Origin of the sequence: Nocardioides sp. Arc9.136, assembly GCF_030506255.1 — a bacterium.
Lineage (GTDB): Bacteria > Actinomycetota > Actinomycetes > Propionibacteriales > Nocardioidaceae > Nocardioides.
The window spans coordinates 4,040,097-4,058,205 of record NZ_CP113431.1; the positions used below are offsets into that span (position 1 = coordinate 4,040,097).

Annotated in this window: 18 protein-coding genes; 5 read left to right on the forward strand and 13 right to left on the reverse strand. The window is 75.2% G+C overall.

Features of this window, described 5'->3' with window-relative positions; genetic code table 11:
* Positions 1-47: 47 nt before the first annotated feature.
* Positions 48-533, reverse strand: a complete 486-nt coding sequence (locus tag OSR43_RS19540; RefSeq protein WP_302268459.1) for a nitroreductase/quinone reductase family protein — start codon at positions 531-533, stop codon at positions 48-50.
* An 11-nt stretch (positions 534-544) separates the two neighbouring features.
* Entirely contained in the window at positions 545-967 is a 423-nt protein-coding gene (locus OSR43_RS19545) for a nuclear transport factor 2 family protein (protein WP_302268460.1), read from the reverse strand.
* Positions 968-1,013: 46 nt separating this feature from the next.
* Here OSR43_RS19545 and OSR43_RS19550 point away from each other — a divergent pair, with 46 nt between their 5' ends.
* The 5 genes from OSR43_RS19550 to OSR43_RS19570 all read left to right on the forward strand — a co-directional run bounded on the left by OSR43_RS19550 (position 1,014) and on the right by OSR43_RS19570 (position 5,600).
* Positions 1,014-1,892: a TIGR03619 family F420-dependent LLM class oxidoreductase gene (locus OSR43_RS19550; RefSeq protein ID WP_302268461.1), complete on the forward strand. Its 879-nt coding sequence runs from the start codon at positions 1,014-1,016 to the stop codon at positions 1,890-1,892.
* The gene (locus tag OSR43_RS19555) at positions 1,889-3,034 is read left to right on the forward strand and encodes a hypothetical protein (RefSeq protein ID WP_302268462.1); all 1,146 of its coding nucleotides are present in this window, start codon (positions 1,889-1,891) and stop codon (positions 3,032-3,034) included. The genes OSR43_RS19550 and OSR43_RS19555 overlap by 4 nt, the downstream gene beginning before the upstream one ends.
* Positions 3,031-3,876 (forward strand): SDR family oxidoreductase, encoded by an 846-nt coding sequence (locus tag OSR43_RS19560; protein WP_302268463.1) that lies wholly within the window; start codon positions 3,031-3,033, stop codon positions 3,874-3,876. The genes OSR43_RS19555 and OSR43_RS19560 overlap by 4 nt, the downstream gene beginning before the upstream one ends.
* Entirely contained in the window at positions 3,873-5,045 is a 1,173-nt protein-coding gene (locus OSR43_RS19565) for a sulfotransferase (protein ID WP_302268464.1), read from the forward strand. Before OSR43_RS19560 ends, OSR43_RS19565 begins: the two co-directional genes overlap by 4 nt.
* Before the next feature lie 96 nt (positions 5,046-5,141).
* A complete protein-coding gene (locus OSR43_RS19570) occupies positions 5,142-5,600 on the forward strand; it encodes a hypothetical protein (RefSeq protein WP_302268465.1) in 459 nt (152 codons plus the stop codon).
* A gap of 31 nt (positions 5,601-5,631) precedes the next feature.
* On the opposite strand, the gene OSR43_RS19575 is transcribed toward OSR43_RS19570, so the two are convergent.
* The 11 genes from OSR43_RS19575 to OSR43_RS19625 form a co-directional block, all read right to left on the reverse strand.
* Positions 5,632-6,933 carry an MFS transporter gene (locus tag OSR43_RS19575; RefSeq protein ID WP_302268466.1) on the reverse strand — a complete coding sequence of 434 codons (1,302 nt, stop codon included), beginning with the start codon at positions 6,931-6,933 and terminating at the stop codon, positions 5,632-5,634.
* 69 nt (positions 6,934-7,002) lie between these two features.
* Positions 7,003-7,977, reverse strand: a complete 975-nt coding sequence (locus OSR43_RS19580) for an alpha/beta hydrolase (RefSeq protein WP_302268467.1) — start codon at positions 7,975-7,977, stop codon at positions 7,003-7,005.
* Positions 7,974-8,588 (reverse strand): TetR/AcrR family transcriptional regulator, encoded by a 615-nt coding sequence (locus OSR43_RS19585; RefSeq protein ID WP_302268468.1) that lies wholly within the window; start codon positions 8,586-8,588, stop codon positions 7,974-7,976. The genes OSR43_RS19580 and OSR43_RS19585 overlap by 4 nt, the downstream gene beginning before the upstream one ends.
* The gene (locus OSR43_RS19590) at positions 8,585-9,988 is read right to left on the reverse strand and encodes an NAD(P)/FAD-dependent oxidoreductase (protein WP_302268469.1); all 1,404 of its coding nucleotides are present in this window, start codon (positions 9,986-9,988) and stop codon (positions 8,585-8,587) included. The genes OSR43_RS19585 and OSR43_RS19590 overlap by 4 nt, the downstream gene beginning before the upstream one ends.
* 84 nt (positions 9,989-10,072) lie before the next feature.
* A complete protein-coding gene (locus OSR43_RS19595) occupies positions 10,073-11,392 on the reverse strand; it encodes a glycosyltransferase (RefSeq protein WP_302268470.1) in 1,320 nt (439 codons plus the stop codon).
* A complete protein-coding gene (locus OSR43_RS19600; protein WP_302268471.1) occupies positions 11,389-12,474 on the reverse strand; it encodes a hypothetical protein in 1,086 nt (361 codons plus the stop codon). Before OSR43_RS19600 ends, OSR43_RS19595 begins: the two co-directional genes overlap by 4 nt.
* Positions 12,471-13,391, reverse strand: a complete 921-nt coding sequence (locus OSR43_RS19605; protein WP_302268472.1) for a sucrase ferredoxin — start codon at positions 13,389-13,391, stop codon at positions 12,471-12,473. Before OSR43_RS19605 ends, OSR43_RS19600 begins: the two co-directional genes overlap by 4 nt.
* Positions 13,388-14,545, reverse strand: a complete 1,158-nt coding sequence (locus tag OSR43_RS19610) for a cupin domain-containing protein (RefSeq protein ID WP_302268474.1) — start codon at positions 14,543-14,545, stop codon at positions 13,388-13,390. The genes OSR43_RS19605 and OSR43_RS19610 overlap by 4 nt, the downstream gene beginning before the upstream one ends.
* A gap of 3 nt (positions 14,546-14,548) precedes the next feature.
* On the reverse strand, positions 14,549-14,824 hold the full coding sequence (locus OSR43_RS19615) for a hypothetical protein (RefSeq protein ID WP_302268475.1): 276 nt from the start codon (positions 14,822-14,824) through the stop codon (positions 14,549-14,551).
* Positions 14,825-14,915: 91 nt separating this feature from the next.
* Positions 14,916-17,873 carry a helix-turn-helix transcriptional regulator gene (locus tag OSR43_RS19620; RefSeq protein ID WP_302268476.1) on the reverse strand — a complete coding sequence of 986 codons (2,958 nt, stop codon included), beginning with the start codon at positions 17,871-17,873 and terminating at the stop codon, positions 14,916-14,918.
* A 38-nt stretch (positions 17,874-17,911) separates the two neighbouring features.
* Positions 17,912-18,073, reverse strand: a complete 162-nt coding sequence (locus tag OSR43_RS19625; RefSeq protein WP_302268477.1) for a hypothetical protein — start codon at positions 18,071-18,073, stop codon at positions 17,912-17,914.
* Positions 18,074-18,109 lie beyond the last annotated feature (36 nt).

Genomic DNA, 18,109 nt, shown 5'->3' on the forward strand with positions numbered 1-18,109 from the left:
GGTGCGCCATGCTGCGCCGAGGTGCGCCGAGCTGCGCCGTGCCGGGCTCAGCGCGGCTCGAGCACCACGACGGGGATCTCGCGGTCGGTCCAGCGCTGGTAGCGGTCGAAGTCGGCGTACAGCTCGACCAGCCGCGGCCAGAGCGCCGCCCGCTCCTCGGGGTCGGCGACCCGGGCCCGCACGCGACGTACCCGCTCCCCCCGCAGGGCGACCACGGTGTCGGGCTGGGCCAGCAGGTTGCGGTACCACTGGGGGTGCTTGGGCAGTCCGCCCTGGGAGGCGACGACCACCAGGTCCGGCCCGTCCTCGAGGTAGAGCAGCGGGGTGGTGAACCGACTGCCGGACCTCCGCCCCACGTGGTCGAGCAGCAGCGTCGGCACGGGCCTGCGCCAGCCGGCGCCGACGCGCCACCTGCTGCCGACGCGGCCGTTGGTCGCGCGGAAGGCCGCGACCTGGACCTGCGCGACCCGCTTGAGCACCTTCGGGACGAGCGGGGAGTCCAGGCCGGCCGGCTTCTCGTCGGGGAGGCCCATGGCAGGGGAGCCTAGGCGCGCTTCCAGACGATCTGCTCGTGCAGTCGTCGGCTGCGCCAGCCCTCGGGCGTGCGGACCATCGAGTGGTGGTAGATCCCGCCGAACTCCACGACCCGCTCGGCGCCGTCCTCGCCGGTCACCGGCATCGGGTTGTGGAAGTACGCCGCCACCTCGGCCTCGTCGCCGGCCAGGTCGACGTCGACCTGGCCGAGGGTGTGCATCCGCCGGGGGAAGAACGCCGGCAGCACCTCGGCCAGCCAGGGCTTGACCGCGTCGTACCCGTCGGCGATCCCCCCCGACTCGGTGTAGTCGATCCGCGCGTCGGGGGTGAAGACCGTGTCGAGCCGGTCGAAGTCGCCGGTGTCGATCGCTCGGGTGTAGCGGGTCAGCACCGCGGCGATCTCGGTGCGGTCGACGAGCTCGTCCAGGTCCACGGGACGACCCTGGCACAGAAATGGAACACGTTCTACTGTTCGCGACATGCGATTCACCTACGCCGAGGCCATGACCCGGGTGGAGTACTACGCGCCCCTCGCGCAGGCGGCGGAGGCGGCCGGCTACACGAGCATGACCGTGGCCGACAGCCTGGTCTACCCCGAGGAGTCCGACTCCACCTACCCCTACACCGACACCGGCGACCGGGAGTTCCTGGAGGACAAGGACTTCATCGAGACGATGGTGCTCTGCGCCCACGTCTTCGCGCAGACCACCACGCTGCGCCTGACCCCCTTCGTCCTCAAGCTGCCGGTGCGGCCGCCGGTGCTGGTCGCCAAGCAGGCCTCCTCCCTGGCCTACCTCTCAGGCAACCGGCTCGGGCTGGGCGTCGGGCTCTCGCCGTGGCCGGAGGACTTCATGGCGATGGGGGTGCCGTGGGAGCGCCGCGGCAAGCGGATGGACGAGTGCCTCGACATCGTCCGCGGGCTCACCAGCGGGGGCTACTTCTCCTACAGCGGCCAGTTCTACGACGTCGCCCCGCTCAAGCAGAGCCCGGTCCCGACCGAGCGGGTGCCGCTGCTGGTCGGCGGGCACGCCGACGCCGCGCTGCGGCGGGCGGTGCGCAAGGGCGACGGTTGGATGCACGCCGGCGGCGACGGCGAGGAACTGGACCGGCTGCTCGCCCGGCTCACCGAGATCCGCCAGGAGGAGGGCGACACCCGCGACGACTTCGAGGTCCACGTCATCTCCTACGACGCCTACACCCCCGACGGCATCAAGCGCCTCGAGGACAAGGGCGTCACCGACTGCATCGTCGGGTTCCGCGTGCCCTACATCGTCGGCCCCGACACCGAGCCGCTGGAGAAGAAGGTCGCCGCGCTGGAGCGGTTCGGCGAGAGCGTCATCGCGAAGGTGAACCCGTGAGCGGCTCCCTGGGCCTGACCAAGCCGCTGCAGGACGCCATCGCCGAGGCCGAGGAGCTGATCGCGAACGCGCCGTTCATCCGCACCGAGCAGGACCGGCTCGAGGGCTACGACTACCTCGCCGGGCGGATCCGGATGGCGATGCAGACGGCCTTCGACTACGACCTCGAGCGTCCGCTCTTCGTCAACCCGACCCACCAGTTCTCCCGGCAGGGCCTGGACAACCCCGACGCGATCTACTTCAACGCCTACCTGCGCGAGGGGGTCGAGTACGTCGTGCGCGGCCGCCGCGGCACGAGCGCCGACCTGTCCTTCCAGGTGATGGGCGGGGCCTACACCGCCACCAGCGCGGCGACGTCGATGCTCGCCTTCGACGACCGCGAGCTCGACATCGCCGAGGACGGCACCTTCGAGTTCACCTACACCGCCGAGCCCGGCGCCAAGACGCTCATCGTCCGCGAGGTCTTCAACGACTGGGACACCGAGGAGCGCGGCGTGCTGTGGATCGAGCGGCCCGACACCCTGGGCCGGCCGGCGAAGCCGCTGTCGCAGGCCACGCTCGCCAAGAAGTACGAGGTCGCCGCCCGGGCGCTGACCAGCTCGATCCAGACGTGGTTCGCCTTCCCCCACTTCTTCCAGTACGAGGAGCCGGTCAACACCCTGACCGCGCCGCGGTCGACCCCCGGCGGGCTCGCCTCGCAGCGGTCCTCGATCGGCCACTACGAGCTCGACGAGGACCAGGCCCTGGTCATCACCGTGCCCGAGTGCACCGACTGCGCCTACCAGGCGGTGCAGATCGGCTCGGACTGGTACGTCTCCACCGACTACGAGACCCACCAGACCTCGCTGACCAAGGCCCAGGCCGTCACCGACCCCGACGGGAGGATGCGGTTCGTCGTCTCCGAGCGGGACCCGGGCATCGCCAACTGGCTCGAGACCACCGGGCACCGCACCGGCGCGATGATGCTGCGCTGGCAGCGCCTGGAGCGCGACCTCGGCCCCGAGGACGGCCCCACCGTCGAGGTCGTGCCGTTCGACTCCGTGCGCGACCACCTCCCGCACCCCGCTCCCGTGACCCCCGAGGAGTACGCCGCGCGGATCGCCGCCCGGACCCGCTCCGTGGCCCGAAGGATGATCAGTTGAGCCCGCAGACCGCCACCGCCCACGTCGAGACCGACGCCGACGTCGAGGCCCGCTACCGGCCGCTCCCGCTCCTGGAGGGCAAGGTGCTCGTGCTCTCGGGCGTCGGCCCGGGCCTGGGCCGGGCCTTCGGCGAGGAGGCCGCCCGGATGGGCGCCGACCTCGTCCTGGTCAGCCGCACCGAGCGACGTCTGGAGAAGATGGCCGAGACCGTCCGCTCGCTGGGTCGCCGGGCGCTCGTCGTACCCACCGACATCACCGACGAGCCCTCGCGCGTCGCGCTGGTCGAGCGGGCCCTGGAGGAGTTCGGCCGGGTCGACTGCCTGATCAACAACGCGTTCGGCATCCCACCCATGGACCCGCTCACGAGCCTCGACCTCGACGGCCTCCGCGCCGCCAACGAGACCAACGTCTTCGCACCGCTGCGGCTGTCGGCGCTGTTCGCCGACGCCCTGGCCGCGACCCACGGCTCGGTGCTGATGGTCAACTCCTGCGTGCTCTACCAGTCCCAGGAGGAGTTCGCCGGCTACAAGCTGTCCAAGGGCGCGCTCGAGCACCTGTCGTCCTCGCTGGCCACCGAGCTGGGTCCCCGCGGGATCCGGGTCAACAGCGTGGCGCCGTCCTACATCTACGAGGACGTCAACAAGGGCTACTTCGACTGGCTCGCCTCGGAGTCGGGCCGCACCCACGACGAGGTGTACGCCGAGAAGGCCGCGCCGACCGACCTCAAGCGGCTCGCGAGTCCCGCCGAGGTCGCCCGCGCGGCGCTCGTCCTCGCCACCGACCTGTGCTCGGCGGTCACCGGCCAGGTGCTCAACGTCGACTGCGGGGAGTTCCACCGATGAGCGGCGCCACCGAGGGCCTCAACGTGATGACCCGCGAGCGCGCCGACGTCGGCACCTACGAGGACATCCTCGCGGCGGCCGTGCGCACCACCGGCCTCGACGACCTCGGCGGCACCGCCCACGAGGAGGGGCTGCGCGTCCTGGTCGAGGACCTCGCCTCCCCCGAGGCCGGTCTCACGCCCCGCGGCAACTACTTCCAGCGCTCGGAGGTCAAGAGCGCGCTCGTCGGGCGGCTGCTCACCCAGGCGCAGTTCACCGCCCGACCCGAGCACGCGGAGGTGCCGATCGAGCGTCCGGTCTTCGTCATGGGCCTGCCGCGCACCGGCACCACCGCCCTGCACCGCCTGCTCCACGCCGACCCCCGGGCGCAGGGCCTGGAGATGTGGCTGACGCAGTACCCCCAGCCCCGCCCGCCGCGGGAGACGTGGGACTCCGATCCGATCTTCGGCGCGATGCAGCAGGCGTTCTCCGCCCACCACGTGGAGAGCCCGGAGTACATGGGCATCCACTACATGGACGCCACCACCGTCGAGGAGTGCTGGCGCCTCCTGCGCCAGACCGGGAAGTCCAGCTCCTACGAGTCGCTCGCGAACGTCCCGCGGTACTCCGCCTGGCTCGCCGAGCAGGACTGGACCGACGCCTACGCCCGGCACCGGCAGAACCTCCAGCTCGTCGGCCTCAACGACCCCGACAAGCGGTGGGTGCTCAAGAACCCCTCGCACATGACCGCGCTCGACGCGCTGATGGCGGTCTACCCCGACGCGCTGGTCGTCTACACCCACCGCGACCCGGTCGTGTGCATCGCCTCCTCGTGCTCGCTCTCGGCCGAGACCACGACCGGGCACTCCACGACGTACGTCGGCGAGACGATCGGCCGCACCCAGCTCGACCTGTGGTCGCGCGCCTACCACTCCTTCCACGACGCCCGCGGGCGCTACGACCAGGCCCAGTTCGTCGACGTCGCCTTCGCCGACCTGCTCGCCGACCCGCTCGGCACCGCGCGGTCGGTCTACGAGCGCTTCGGGCTCGACTGGACGCCCGACGCGCAGGGCGCGATGGAGGAGATCGACCGGGAGTCCAAGCAGGGGGCCGCGAAGCCGTCCCACCGCTACGCCATCGAGGACTACGGGCTGAGCGAGGCCGACGTCCGCGCGGCGTTCGACCGGTAGCCCACCTCCCCTCCACAGGGAGCGTCCGCGCCCGGGGCTCCCCAGCCCGGTCGTCGAGGGGCACGCCGCGGGGCCGGCGCCGGGCAGCGTGGCCGCATGACGACCACCGCCCTCCTCACCGTCCCCACCGGCTGGCAGCACCACCCCGACCCGGCCCCCGACGTCCTGCTCGCCGCGCGCGGCGGCCCCCCGCCCGGCTCCGGCGTGCCGCCCGAGGTGGTCCTGCGCCGCACCGAGGTGCCCGTCCGGCTCGACGGCGACCTGGTCGGTTGGCGGGCCGCCGCGCTCGCCGACCTCGGCACCCTCCTGGACTCGTTCGCCCTGGAGGACGAGGAGGTGATCGACCTCGAGGGCCGCGACGTCGCCTACGCCCGCTTCGGCCACCGCGGCGTGGGCGCGGACCTGGTGACCGAGCAGTGGTCCTGGCTGCTCGGTCGCTGCGGGCTCACGCTGAGCGCCACGGTCGCGCTGGAGGACTACGCCGACCTGTGCGACGTGCTCGAGCGGGCCGCGGGGAGCGTCGAGCCGGGCGCGCTGCTGGCTGCGGTCCCCTGAGCCGGTGCTTGGTGCTGGCTGTGGTGCCGGCTCAGGCCTCGCCGGCCGCGGTCCGCACCGCGCGCTCGGCCACGGCGTGCTCGTCGGTGCGGTCGTCGTAGGACCAGAAGTCGCGGAGCCAGGCGGCGGTGAGGCCCACCCCGGCCAAGCAGGCGACGCCGCCGCTGGTGATCGCGCCGCGCACCGACCACAGGTCGGCGGTCACGCCGGCCCGGACCTGGCCGCCGAGCGGGCCGAGGGAGTAGGACAGCATCTCGATGCCGGCCAGTCGGCCGCGCATCGTCTCGGGGATCGTCTGGCTCCAGACGGTGGCCCGGAAGATGCCCGAGATCATGTCGGCGGTGCCGGACAGGCCGAGGAACAGCAGCACCAGCCAGAACGACGGCATCACGCCGGCGACGGCCACGCACGCGCCGTACGCCGCGGCGGCCAGGACGATCGCCCGGCCGTGGTGGTGGACGCGGCTGGTCCACCCGCTCGTCGCGGTGGCGACCATCGCGCCGAGCGTCTGGGCGATGTAGAGCGCGCCGAGCAGCTCGGGGTTCTCGAAGACCTCCTCGACCAGCGCCGGGAACAGCACGACGGGCAGGGCCAGCAGCATCGCGGCGATGTCGACGAGGTAGGTGCCGAGCAGGTCGCGGCGCGACATCGCGTAGCGGATGCCTTGCCCGATGCCGGCCAGGCTCGGCGGGGTGGTCTCGGCCCGGTGCGGGTAGGACCCCATCCGGACGTAGAGCAGCGTGGCGACCACCAGGCCGGTGACGTCGAGGACGAAGCACCAGCCCAGCCCGACCGAGGCGATCAGCACGCCGCCGATGGCCGGGCCCACCAGCACGCCGGCCTGGATGCCGAGGCTGCCCAGGGCGTTCGCGGCCATGATCTGGTCGTGCCGCACGGTGCGCGGCAGGAGGGCCTCGCGCGAGGGCCGCTGCAGCGCCGAGGAGGAGACCAGGAAGACCGCCACCACGTAGACGACCCAGACGTCGGGCTCGTCGCGGAACGCGTTCGCGGCCAGCACGGCTGTGAAGAAGGCCTGCGCGACACCGGTCCAGATGAGCAGCTTGCGCCGGTCCACGTGGTCGGCCAGCGCCCCGCCGTACAGGCCGAAGACCACCAGCGGGACCAGCTCGGCCAGGCCGATCGCGCCGACCGCGAAGTTGGAGCCGGTCAGCGAGTAGACCTGGTACGGCACCGCGACGTAGCTGACCATGCCGCCGAAGTAGAAGACCGTGCCGGCCCAGAAGAGCAGCCGGAAGTCGCGGGAGTCCCGCAGCGGGGTCGTGTCCACCCGCAGGCCGCGGAGGGTGGTGCGGATCCGCTCGGTCCGGGTCATGCGTCGATCACGAGGTGCGATGGTCGCACCTCGACCCGACCGGCGCGAAACGGTCGCCCGGCCCGCCGGTCAGGCGGCCGGCGCGAGGTGCCGGCGCAGGAAGGCCACCTGGTGCGCGAGCGCCGCCTCGAACCACTGCTTGCCGGCGTAGACGTCGAAGTGGTCGCAGGGGTAGTGGCGCACCTCCGCCCGGCCCTCGAAGGCCGCCTTCAGCGCCGCGTGCGGCGGCGCGCTGCGGTCGAAGTCGGCGATCTGCACGAGGAGCGGGCAGGTGACGTCCTTGGCGTGCCTGCCCGGTCGGTGCCCGCCGAGCTCGAGCCCGACGGTCGCGTCGACCTCGTTGCGCCAGCTCGGACCGGCGATCGCGAGGTAGTCCTCGTAGCACCCGTCCAGCGTCAGCGCGCCGAGCTCGCCCGGGCGGGCGACCACCGGCATCATCCGCGGCCCGGCGACCCGGCTGCGGAAGCCCTCGACGGTCGAGCGGAGCATCGCCGAGGGCTTGTGGTGGGCCAGGGCGAGCCGGCCGGCCGCGAGGCCGTCGACCAGCGGGGTGAGCGCCACGACGGCCGCGACGTCGTCGCGGCCGGCGCCGGCGGCGAGCACGTGGCCGCCCGCCAGCGAGACCCCCCAGAGCACGATCCGCTCGGGGTCCACGCCGTCGAGCCCCTTCGCAGCGGTCATGGCCGCGCGGTAGTCCTCGAGCTGGCCGGCCATCGAGACGGTCTGCCGCGGGGTGCCGCCGGAGGTGCCGAAGCCGCGGTAGTCGAAGGCCAGCACGTCGAGGCCCGCGGCGGCCAGGCCGGCGGCGTACGGCTCGAGCCCGGAGTCCTTGGTGCCGGCCAGGCCGTGCGCCATGACGACCACGGGCCGCCCGGCCGGGCCGGCAAGCTCCGCACCGGGTCCGGCGGCGGCCGGGAAGTGCCACCCCGAGAGCTCGGCGCCCGCGGAGGTGAAGGCGACGTCGTGCCGCACGGTGCGCGGCTCGTGGGCCTGCTGGCCGGTCTGCTGGGTGGGCTGGCTGGTCTGGCTGGTCTGGCTGGTCATGAGGGGGTGGTCCTCCCGTAGATGGCGCTGGTCCACAGGTGCACGACGGCGTCGACGTGGGGGTCCCAGTCGGCGTCGTCGGGCGCGCGGACGAGGCGCTCGAGCGTGCGGTCGTTGAGGTCGAGCAGGGCGGTGGCGACGGCGGTGGCCGACGGACCCGCGGGCGCGAGCCCGGCGGCCCGCTCGGACTCGACGAGGGCGGCGACGACCTCGACGAACGACGCGGTCCGCGACTCCCACCGCTCCCGGACGGCGGCGCTGGTGGCGCGGGCCTCCAGCATCGCGAGGTGGACGTGGGTGCGCCGCCGCCAGCCCTCGACGACGGTGCGGATCGCAGCCGCGACCCGGTCGCGCATGACGCCCTCCCCGCCGAGCAGGCCGGCGGCGTCCCAGGCGTCGTCCTCCATCTCGTCCATCAGGGCGGCGACGGCGGCGGCCTTGTTCTCGAAGTAGAAGTAGAACGCCGACCGGGTGACCCCGGCCCGCCGCGAGAGGTCCGCGACGTTGATGTCCTCGAGCCGGGCGTCGCGGCCGGCGTCGCGCAGGTGGTGGTCCAGCGCCTCCAGGAGGGCGGCCCGGCGCTGGTCCCCCCGGGTGGCGGCGGGGCTCACGGGACGGCCGGCTCCGCGAGCGTCCCGGTCGGCGCGGTCCCCGGGGTGCCCTGGGCGGCCCGTCCGGCGAGCACCGGCGTGCCGAGGCGGCGGGCGCGCTCGCGTCCGGCCGGGAGCTCCTTGGTCCGCATCTGGTGCTCGTAGACGAAGTAGTCGAGCTGGTGGGTGTGCCGCGGCCGGTCGAGCATGTGCCCCATGTAGAGCGCGTCGTCGGCGCGGATCACCTCCTGCATCTCGGCGACCGACGGCGGCGCGTACTCCCCCACGGCGTACGCCGCGATCAGCCGCGCCTGGCTCTCGACGAACGGGAAGAGCGTGGGCGTCGCCTGCGCGAAGCCCGCGAAGAGCAGGTCGTCGAGGCCCGGCTTGATGATCCGCTTGTAGAGGTCGATCCGGTTCTCCGGCGCGCTGATGAAGTCGGGGTCGAAGAACGGGAAGGTCAGGTTGTAGCCGGTGGCGTAGACGATGACGTCGAACTCCCCCGACGTGCCGTCCTCGAAGTGGACCGTGCCGCCCTCGAGGCGGGCGACGTTGCCCTTCGCGGTCACGTCGCCGGACTTCAGCCGCAGCGGCAGCTCGGTGGACTGGGTCGGGTGGGCCTCGAAGAACTTGTGGTTGGGCGAGGGCAGCCCGTAGTTCGTCGGGTCCGAGCCGGTGAACCGCTGGCCCCACTGGGCGACCTTCCGCTGCCAGGACAGCGGCAGCTGCGGGTAGGTCTTGTAGTTCATGTCGGCGGGCTTGCCGTACATCAGCTTCGGCACGATCCAGGCGCTGCTGCGGGTGGAGAGCGTGACCTCGTTGCGCAGGACCCGCTGGGAGAGCTCGACGGTGATGTCGGCGGCACTGTTGCCCAGGCCGACGACGAGGATCCGCTTGTCCATCAGGTGCAGCGGCGTCCAGGGGTCCACGTAGTGGTGGGAGTGGATGGACTCCCCGGTGAACTCGCCGGGGAACTGAGCGGTGCGGGGGTCCCAGTGGTGGCCGTTGGCGACCACGAGCAGGTCGAAGCGCCGGGTCTCCCCACGCTGCGTCTGCAGCTCCCAGCCGCCACCGGGCAGCCGCTCGGCGTGGACGACCCCGTTCTGGAACTCGATGCGCTCACGCACGCCGAACGCGTCGGCGTAGCTGTCGAGGTAGTCCTTGATGTCGGTGTGGTGCGGGAAGTCGGGGTAGTGCTCCGGCATCGGGAAGTCCTTGAAGGACAGCTGGTACTTCGAGGTGTCGATGTGGAGCGACCGGTAGGCGCTGCTGTGCCCGTTGGGGTTGCCGAAGGCCCAGTTGCCCCCCACCCGGTCGGAGCTCTCGAAGGTCGTGACGGGCACGCCGTAGTCGCCGAGCATCTTGGTGGCGGTGAGGCCGCTGATGCCGGCGCCGATGACGGCGGTGGTGGGGGCTGACATGCGCCGAAACTAGAACGTGTTCTTGACACGCGTCAACACCCTGCTGTGAACCAGGTCACGTGCGCTCCGCCGCAGCCCGGCGGTCTAGCCCCATCCGCCGAGGTGCGCCTCGAGCGAGGTGGTCGGCGGCACCGGCGCGAGCCCGAGCGCCGCGGCCGGCTCGGCGGCGTCGGCGGCGAGGTCGGTGCGCCCCCACCGCCGCCGACGCCGTACGCCGCGCAGCGCGTGCGCCGTGAGCAGGGGCGTGCCGTCGGGGCCGGTCAGCCGCAGCGTGCCCGGTGGCTCCGGGCCGGCGAGCCGGGCCACCACCGCCCGCCAGGCCTCGGCCGGACCGCGGGCCGCGGCGTCGAGGTGGAGGTGCCAGGCGTGGTCGGCGGCGACCGGGTCGACCGGGTCCGCGGTGGTCCGCGGGTCGCCCGCCACGAGCGCGGCTGCCGCGGGGGCGAGGTGCACGCGGGCGCTCGGCAGCGCGGCGAGCAGGCTGTCCAGGGCGACGACCAGGCCGGTCGGGTCCAGGTCGTCGGCCACGGTGACCACCGGGTCGGCCGGGCCGACGAGCAGCCCGCGGGGCGCCGCCCCGGGCGCGCTCACCCGCCGCGCCACGGCCAGGGTCTCCGCGAGCGCCCGGTCGCGGTCGTCGGGCCGGGGCGGGCGGTCGGCGAAGTCGGGCCCGTCGTGCCAGGCGACCGCGGCCGGCACGTGCGCCAGCAGCGCGCCGTGCCGCCACGCGCGGGCGGCCCACTCCCAGTCCTCGCCGCCGTAGGCGCGGAACGTCTCGTCGAAGCCGCCGACCTCCTCGTGCAGCCAGCGGCTGCAGGCGGCGACGGCGGAGAGGACGTAGCGGTAGGAGGTGTCGTCGGCGTCGCGCAGGTCCCGGGTCCGCACGTACCCGTCGGCCAGCCAGGCCGGCGCGGGCAGCTCGTGGGCCGGCCCGGCGACCTCCACCGGGGCGTCGACCGGGACGTCCGCGAGGTCGGCGTGCCGGCGGCGCCCGACGACCAGCGCCTCGGGGAGCCGGTGCGGCAGCCGCGCCAGCGCCGCGACGTATCCCGGCTCGGGGGTGGTGTCGGCGTCGAGGAAGACGAGCACCTCGCCGGTGCCGGCCGCGGCGCCGAGGTTGCGTGCGGCGGCGGCCCGGAACCCCTCGTCGGCCTGGCGGACCAGCCGCACCCCGTCCGGGACCTCGGGTGCGGTGCCGGACCCGTCGTCGGCGACGACCACCTCGAGCCGGTCGGCCGGGTGGGTCTGCCGGTTGAGCGCGTGGAGGGTGCGGGCCAGCTCGCGCGGCTGCTCGTAGTGGGTGACGACCACCGTGACGGTCGGCCGCGGGCCGGGGCGCGCGGGGGCGAGGTCCCAGCGGTTGCCGGGGACCGCGCTGCCGGCGGGTGGTCGGCGCAGGCTCACGGGAACGGCACGAAGACCGGCTGGACGGGGTCGGCGACGGTGCGGTGGACCGAGGCCCACCACGCGGCGTACTGCCGGGCGGCCGCCGCCAGGTCGGGGGCCGGCACCACCCCGTCGGGCAGCCAGGTCGAGGCCGGGTCGTCGAGCGCGCGCTCGAGGGCGGGGACCAGGCCGGCGTCGTCGTGGAGCACGTGCGCCCCGGGCCGCAGCGCGTCCATCTCGCGGGCGTAGGGCCCGTCGAGGAGCAGCGGCCGACGGCCGACGGCGAGCCACCGGTTGACCGAGGCCGAGGCCGACAGGTGCCGGTGGCCGCTGACCGGCACCCCCACCCGCGCCATCGCGACGGCCAGCTCGTCGTCGGGCAGCCACCCGGTCACGGTGAGGCCGACGCCCCCGGCGCGGGCGCGGCGGTGCAGCTCGTCGAGCAGGTCCTCGTGCCCGGGGACCGGGGCGCCGAGGCAGACGACGTCCACCTCGCGACCCCGGGCGCGCAGCTCGGTGGCGGCCTGCAGCAGCTCGCGGTGGCCCTTGTCGGGGTAGACGAAGCCCAGGGCGGCCAGGGTCGCCGGCCCCTCGGGTCCCGGACGGGCGGCGGGCCGCTCGCCGTGTCCGACGACGGGGAGTCCGACGACGGGGTGTCCGACGACGGGCAGGTGGACGACCGTGCCGGGCGGCAGGTCGTGGTCGGCGCCGACCCGGGCGAGCGCGCGCCGGAGCAGGTCGGCCTCGTGGTGGCTGCTCACCGCCCACCCGGCCGCGGCGTGGACGACCTCGGCGTAGGCGCACACCCGCTCCTCCGAGGCCCACGGCTGGGGCACGTCGTGCAGCGTGACGGTCGTCGGCGCGCGGTGGCACAGGCCGACCACCCGGCGCACCGACGTCGCCGCCGTCGGGCCGAGGAGCCGCTCGGTGAAGTGCACGTGCACGGGGCCGTCCGGCACCGGCCCGTCCAGGACGTCGGCGTCGCCGACCAGGGTGCGGGCGCCGAGCGCCGCGGCCAGCTGTGCGGCGTACTCCACGACGCCGTGCGTGCGCGGGCCGGCGAGGACCTGCAGCGGCACGTCGGCGGTCGGGCTGGTCATCCGGCGTCCTCCGGGGTCACCGCCTCGACCTCGTGCCGGGGCGTGGGGTTCTCGCGCGTCGCACGGCAGGTGAGCCGGGCCGGCGGTCCCTCGACGGTGCGGACCCGGACCGACCAGACCCCGCCGGCGACCTCGAACACTGCGTTCGTCACCCGGTTCGTCGCCGAGCCCCCGACGGATCGGTCCACCCAGCGCACGGCGTCGCGCCGCGTCTCGCCGAGGTGGCGACGCAGCGCGACCTCGGCGGCCTGGACCGGCATGGGGTACGCCGTGCGCCCGCGCAGGTGGTCCAGCTCGAGGTGGCCCCGGGTGGACGCGGCGGCCACGGCGAGGGCGGCGGCGGGGTCGAGCCGGCCGTAGTAGAGCCCGTCGGGCAGGAGCAGCAGGTTCCCGGCGTACCGGTCGCCGCCGATGTGGGAGACCTCCCAGGTCTCCTCGGGGTGGACGGCCGCGAGCGCGGCCGCGACCGGCCGGCCGAGCTCGGCGCAGCAGGCGTCGTGGCGACCGTGCGTGCAGACCGCGAGGACGGTGCCGTCGTGCGGGTCGAGGCCGCTGCTGCCGCCCCCGCGGAGCGAGGCGAGGTCGAGGTCGAGCACCTCGTGGGGGTCGGCCAGCGTCCCCGCCTCCAGGCGGGTGCCCTGCGGCAGGCAGGACGCGGCGAAGACCCGCAGTCCGGAGCCGGCGTCGCGGGTGAGCGCGGGGCGCCGGACGAGCAGTGGTCGCACGCGGGCCGCGGCCGCTGCCGCGGCGATCCGCGCGCCGAGCCCGTCGGGCAGCCGGGCGTCGCGCAGCGCGTCGACGCCCCACGGCCCGGCGTGCTCGAGGAGCAGGAAGGCGCGGACGGTGGAGGCCGTGCCGGCGGGCTCCTCGCCGCGGCCGGTGCTGGCCGCGGAGCAGCGGAACGGCGCGGTCGTCACCGGAGGACCTCGAGCAGCCCTTCCCGGACGAGGCGGCGGCAGAGCACCAGCCGCGACTGCGGGTCGAGGTGGTCGGCCAGGTCGGCCGGCCGCAGCTCCGCGCGGGCGCGGACCCCCTCGAGGGCCGGCGCGAGCCGGGCGGGCACCTCGAGCACCCGGTCGCCGAGCAGCACCTCGAGCCGCCCGCCGTCGGCGGGCAGCAGCACGCAGGGGTGGCCCGCCCGTCGCCGCAGCAGGGTGTCGTCGGTGAGGGAGTCGAGCGCGAGCACGTCGTGCAGCCCGCCGGGCACCCGCGGTGGGCGGGTGGTGAGGAAGCGCCGTACCTCCTGCGCCGCCGCGGCCCCGGCGTCGACCTCACGGACCCGGGCGGCCAGCGCCTCGAGCCGGTCCGCGAGGCCGGTGGCCAGGGGCGCCCGGTCGTCGAGGTAGCCGGCGGGCAGGTGGTCGTCGGGGACCTCGGCGAGCAGCGGGCGCACCGCGCGCTCGACGAGGCCGCGCCAGGTGAGCTGGTTGATGCCGATGGTGACGTGCAGCGAGACGGTGTCCTGGGCACGCGCGGCGTGGGGCGTGCCGGTCGGGAGGTACATCGACAGGCCGGGCTCTAGCAGGACCTCCTCCGGCCCGTCCTCGCCGTGGACCTCCCACTGCTTGGTGCCGGCGGTCTGGAAGACGAACACGTCGTGGGAGTCGGAGTGGACCGCGAAGCCCTGCGAGCCGGGCGGCGTGAGGTACGCGTTGGCCTGGCACGGGTGGCCCAGCTCCAGCTCGAGCTGGGCGACCAGCCGGGTCAGCGGCGGGTGGTAGCGGTGCAGTCCCTGGAGGACGACGGTGGCGCCGCCGGCGAAGGCCTCGAGCGCCTTGCGGCCGTCGACCAGGCCGGTGAGGGGCTTCCCGGCGAGGGTGGCCGAGCGGGTGTACGTCGACTCCGCGAGCACTGACCCGTCCTGGGCCAGCCGCACCGACGGCGTGCGGATCGCGGTCGAGGTCAGCAGGTGGTCGGCGTCGTCGAGCGACAGCAGCCCGACGAGGTCCGCGGGGGCGGTGCGGTGCAGGTGCACGCGGGACGCCCAGACCTTCTCCAGGAAGGTCCGGGCGTCACCGCTGAGCAGGTCGAGCGCCGGGTTGCGGTCCGGCGTCGGGGCGAGGTCGGTCAACGCTCAGGCGTCGGTGCCGTCGGAGTCACCCGCGTCGCCGTCGGTGGTGTCGGTCGCGTCGCCGTCCGAGGCGTCACCGTCGGTGCCGTCGGAGTCGCCGCCGTCGGAGTCGCCGCCGTCGGTGCCGTCGGCGTCACCCGCGTCGCCGTCGGTGCTGTCGGTGGCGTCGCCGTCGCTCCCGTCGGAGTCACCGGACTCGGCGAGGCCCATCGTGGGGTCCCCGGCGGGGACGGTGGTCATGTCGTCGTCGGACAGGGGCTCTTCGGGGGTGCTGGTCATGACGGCCTCCACAACGTGGTTCGGGGTCCGGGTCGCCCGTCCGATACCCCGCCCCGCCGGGGAGCACACGACGGCCGCGGCAGGTGCCGCGTCAGTCGACGAGGCCGCGGCGCCGGGCGATCGCCGCGGCCTCGGTCCGGCCGGCGGCGCCGAGCTTGGCGAGGATCCGGGAGACGTGCACGGAGACCGTCTTGGTGCTGATGAACAGCTGCCGCCCGATCTCCCCGTTGGAGCGGCCCTGGGCGACGAGCGCCAGGATCTCGGCCTCCCGCGCGGTCAGGGCGTCCGGGGCCTCGTCGGCCCGCGCGGCGGTCCCGCCCAGCGCCCGCAGCTCGTCGAGGAGGGGCTGCGCCCCGAGCCGGCGGGCGGCGGCCCGGGCGGCGTCGCCCTCCTCCCGCGCGCCGGCCGGGTCGCCGACCGCGCGCAGCACGCCGGCCAGCGCCGCCCGGCTGCGCGCCAGCTCGTGCGCGTGCCCGTGCTCCTCGAACGCCGCCACCGTGGCGCGCCACGCGCCCACCAGGGCGTCCTGCTCCGGGGCACCGGTCCCGAGCAGCCAGCGGGCGCGGAGCGCCTCCGCCTCCAGGCGGGCGGCCCACGCCCGGCCCTCCGGCCCCCAGTGCACCGACGGGTCGGCCCGGTCCAGCACCGCGCGCCCGTCGGCGTGCAGCCGCTCGACCTCGCCCACCCACACCGCCCGGTCGGCCGTGGCCAGCCGGGGCAGGGCGGGGGCGAGCTCGCGCAGCGCCGTGGCGGCCAGCCGGATGCGCGCCGTGAACCACGGGTGCCAGATGCGGCCCAGGACCTCCACCGCGTCGGCGTACGCCGCCAGCACCGCCCGCGGGTCGCCCGCGCGGCCGGCGCAGACCAGCTCGAGCTCCGCGGCGTGGATCGCGACGCCGCCCTCGCGCTCCCAGAACCGGCGCAGCTCCCGGACCTGCGCGCCGACCTCGTCGCCGCGCCCCTGCAGCACCAGGAGCCGCACGGTCCGCAGCATCGCGCGGGGCACCGGCGGCGCCGACCCGTCGGCGACCGCGGTCAGCTCCAGCACGGAGTCCCACCGGCCCCGGACGAGGTCGACGAGCGCGAGCTGCCACCGCGACTCGAAGCCGTACGGCGCCCACGGCAGCCCGACCGCGGTGGCCCGGTCCATCGCGCCGCGGAACCACTCGGCGGCGGTGTCGAGCTCCCCCCAGTCCTGGTAGGACCGGCCGAGGAAGAACCGGCCGCGCAGCTCGGCGTGGACGGCGCCGGTCCGCTCGGCGCGGTCGACCGCGTCGACCAGCGCCGCGCGCAGGCCCTCCTTGGGGCCGCTCTTCTTCAGCGCGGACAGGGTCGTGATCGCGTCGGAGGCCAGCTCGGGCAGGTCGAGCCGCTCGGCCAGGGCGAGGGCGTCCAGCCCGACCGGCTCCGCCTCGTCCCAGCGTCCGAGGGAGCCGAGGACGCCCGCCTGGTTGGCGAGCACCCGCGCCCGCAACGGGGTCTCCCCCGGCGGCGTGAGCGCGACCGCCTCCGCCGCGACCGCCGCGGGGTCGAGGTCGGTCTCGATGATCAGCAGCACCCCGGCGTACGCCGTCAGCAGGCGTGGCCGCCACAGCGGCGAGGCGTCCGCGGGCAGCCGGTCGAGCTGCTCGCGCAGCAGCGCCGCCGCGCGCTCGGGCTCGCCGCTCTGAGTGAGGGCGTCGGCGGCGCTGACGACGAGCTGGGAGAGGTCGACGTCCGCGCTGGCGCCGCGCCGCGGGTCGGCGAGCAGCTCCAGGGCTTGCTGGTAGTGGTGGGCCGCCTCCCCGGGGCCACCGACCGCCGTGGCCTCCCGGCCGGCGCGGACGCTCGCGACGAGCGCGGTGTCGAGGTCGAGGGCGAGCCGGGCGTGCCGGGCCAGCTCGGCGGCCGTGCCGCGGGCGCGGCCCTCGCGCAGCGCCTCGGCGTACTGCCCGTGCAGCCGCACCCGCTCGCCCGGCAGCAGGTCGTCGTAGACCGCCTCGCCGAGCAGCGCGTGCCGGAAGGAGTAGGTGTCGTCGTCGGCGACCAGGACGTTCATCTCCACGGCCTCGCGCAGGCCCTCGTCGACCGCCACTGGATCCAGTCCCGAGGCGGCCTCCAGGGCCTCGTGGGAGACCTTGCGCCCGGCGGCGCTGGCCGTGCGCACGAGCCGGCGGGCGGCGTCGCCGAGCCGGTCGAGCCGCACGAGGAGCAGGTCGGCGAGGTCGGCGGGGACCCAGTCCCCCGAGCCGCTCGCCGCGCTGGTGAGCTCCTCGACGAAGAAGGCGTTGCCCTCGGCGCGGTCGACGATCGCCCCGAGGGCGCGCTCGTCGAGCCCGTCCGGCGCGAGCTGCGCGACCAGCTCCCGGACCGCGGCGTCGGGCAGCGGACCCAGCGCGACCCGGTCCACCCCCTGCAGCCGGCTCCACTCCGCCACCTGGCGGCGCAGCGGGTGGCGGCGGTGCAAGTCGTCGGAGCGGTACGAGGCGACGATGGCGACGCGGCCGCCGAAGGGCCGGCCGAACAGGAAGCTGAGCAGGTCGCGGGTCGACCGGTCGGCCCAGTGGGCGTCCTCGACGACGAGGAGGACCGGTGCCTCCTCGGCCGCCGCGCCGAGCAGCGCGTGGACCGCCTCGAAGAGGTCCCCGCGCGCCAGCGCGGACGTCTCGTCCCGGTCCGCACCCTCCGCGCGTCCAGCGCCGGCGCCCAGCACCCGGCGCCCCGGCTGGAGCCGCAGGAGCACCGGCTGCTCGGCGGTCACCCGCTCCACGAGCTCGGGCCGGTCGGCGGCGAGCCGGCCGAGCACCTCCGAGAACGGCAGGTACGGCAGCGCGCTGTCGCCCAGGTCGAGGCAGTGGCCAGCCAGCACCCGCCACCCGCGGTCGACGGCGAGGTCGCGCAGCGCGGTGAGCAGGCGGGTCTTGCCGACGCCGGCGTCCCCGGACAGCAGCACGACGCGACCGGCCGGCGTGGGGCCCTGGTCCTGCGCCGGGGACGCCAGGACGCCGAGCGCCACGGCTGTCTCCGTGAGCTCGGCGTCGCGGCCGACGAGGGTCCGGGAGATGGTCACGGGCCCCATCCTGGCGCGCTCCACGGACGGTCGCGCGGTCAAGCGGTCGACCAGTGCCCGGGGCCCGGGAGCAGGGTCCCCACCGGGAGCTGCGGGAAGCGCACCCGCGGGTGCCTGCGCCGGCGTGCGGCGGCGACCTCCTCACGGATCTGGTCGCGGCGGTGCTGCAGCTCGGCCTCGTAGGCGAACGGGGTGTACATCACGGTGGCTCCTCGTCTCGGTTCGTGCCTCCGAGG

Excerpts from the sequence above, each read along its gene's own strand:
- OSR43_RS19540 (WP_302268459.1), bottom strand. The coding sequence starts at position 533 with ATGGGCCTCCCCGACGAGAAGCCGGCCGGCCTGGACTCCCCGCTCGTC.
- OSR43_RS19550 (WP_302268461.1), top strand. The coding sequence starts at position 1,014 with ATGCGATTCACCTACGCCGAGGCCATGACCCGGGTGGAGTACTACGCG.
- OSR43_RS19565 (WP_302268464.1), top strand. The coding sequence starts at position 3,873 with ATGAGCGGCGCCACCGAGGGCCTCAACGTGATGACCCGCGAGCGCGCC.
- OSR43_RS19570 (WP_302268465.1), top strand. The coding sequence starts at position 5,142 with ATGACGACCACCGCCCTCCTCACCGTCCCCACCGGCTGGCAGCACCAC.
- OSR43_RS19575 (WP_302268466.1), bottom strand. The coding sequence starts at position 6,933 with ATGACCCGGACCGAGCGGATCCGCACCACCCTCCGCGGCCTGCGGGTG.
- OSR43_RS19580 (WP_302268467.1), bottom strand. The coding sequence starts at position 7,977 with ATGACCAGCCAGACCAGCCAGACCAGCCAGCCCACCCAGCAGACCGGC.
- OSR43_RS19590 (WP_302268469.1), bottom strand. The coding sequence starts at position 9,988 with ATGTCAGCCCCCACCACCGCCGTCATCGGCGCCGGCATCAGCGGCCTC.
- OSR43_RS19600 (WP_302268471.1), bottom strand. The coding sequence starts at position 12,474 with ATGACCAGCCCGACCGCCGACGTGCCGCTGCAGGTCCTCGCCGGCCCG.
- OSR43_RS19615 (WP_302268475.1), bottom strand. The coding sequence starts at position 14,824 with ATGACCAGCACCCCCGAAGAGCCCCTGTCCGACGACGACATGACCACC.
- OSR43_RS19625 (WP_302268477.1), bottom strand. The coding sequence starts at position 18,073 with ATGTACACCCCGTTCGCCTACGAGGCCGAGCTGCAGCACCGCCGCGAC.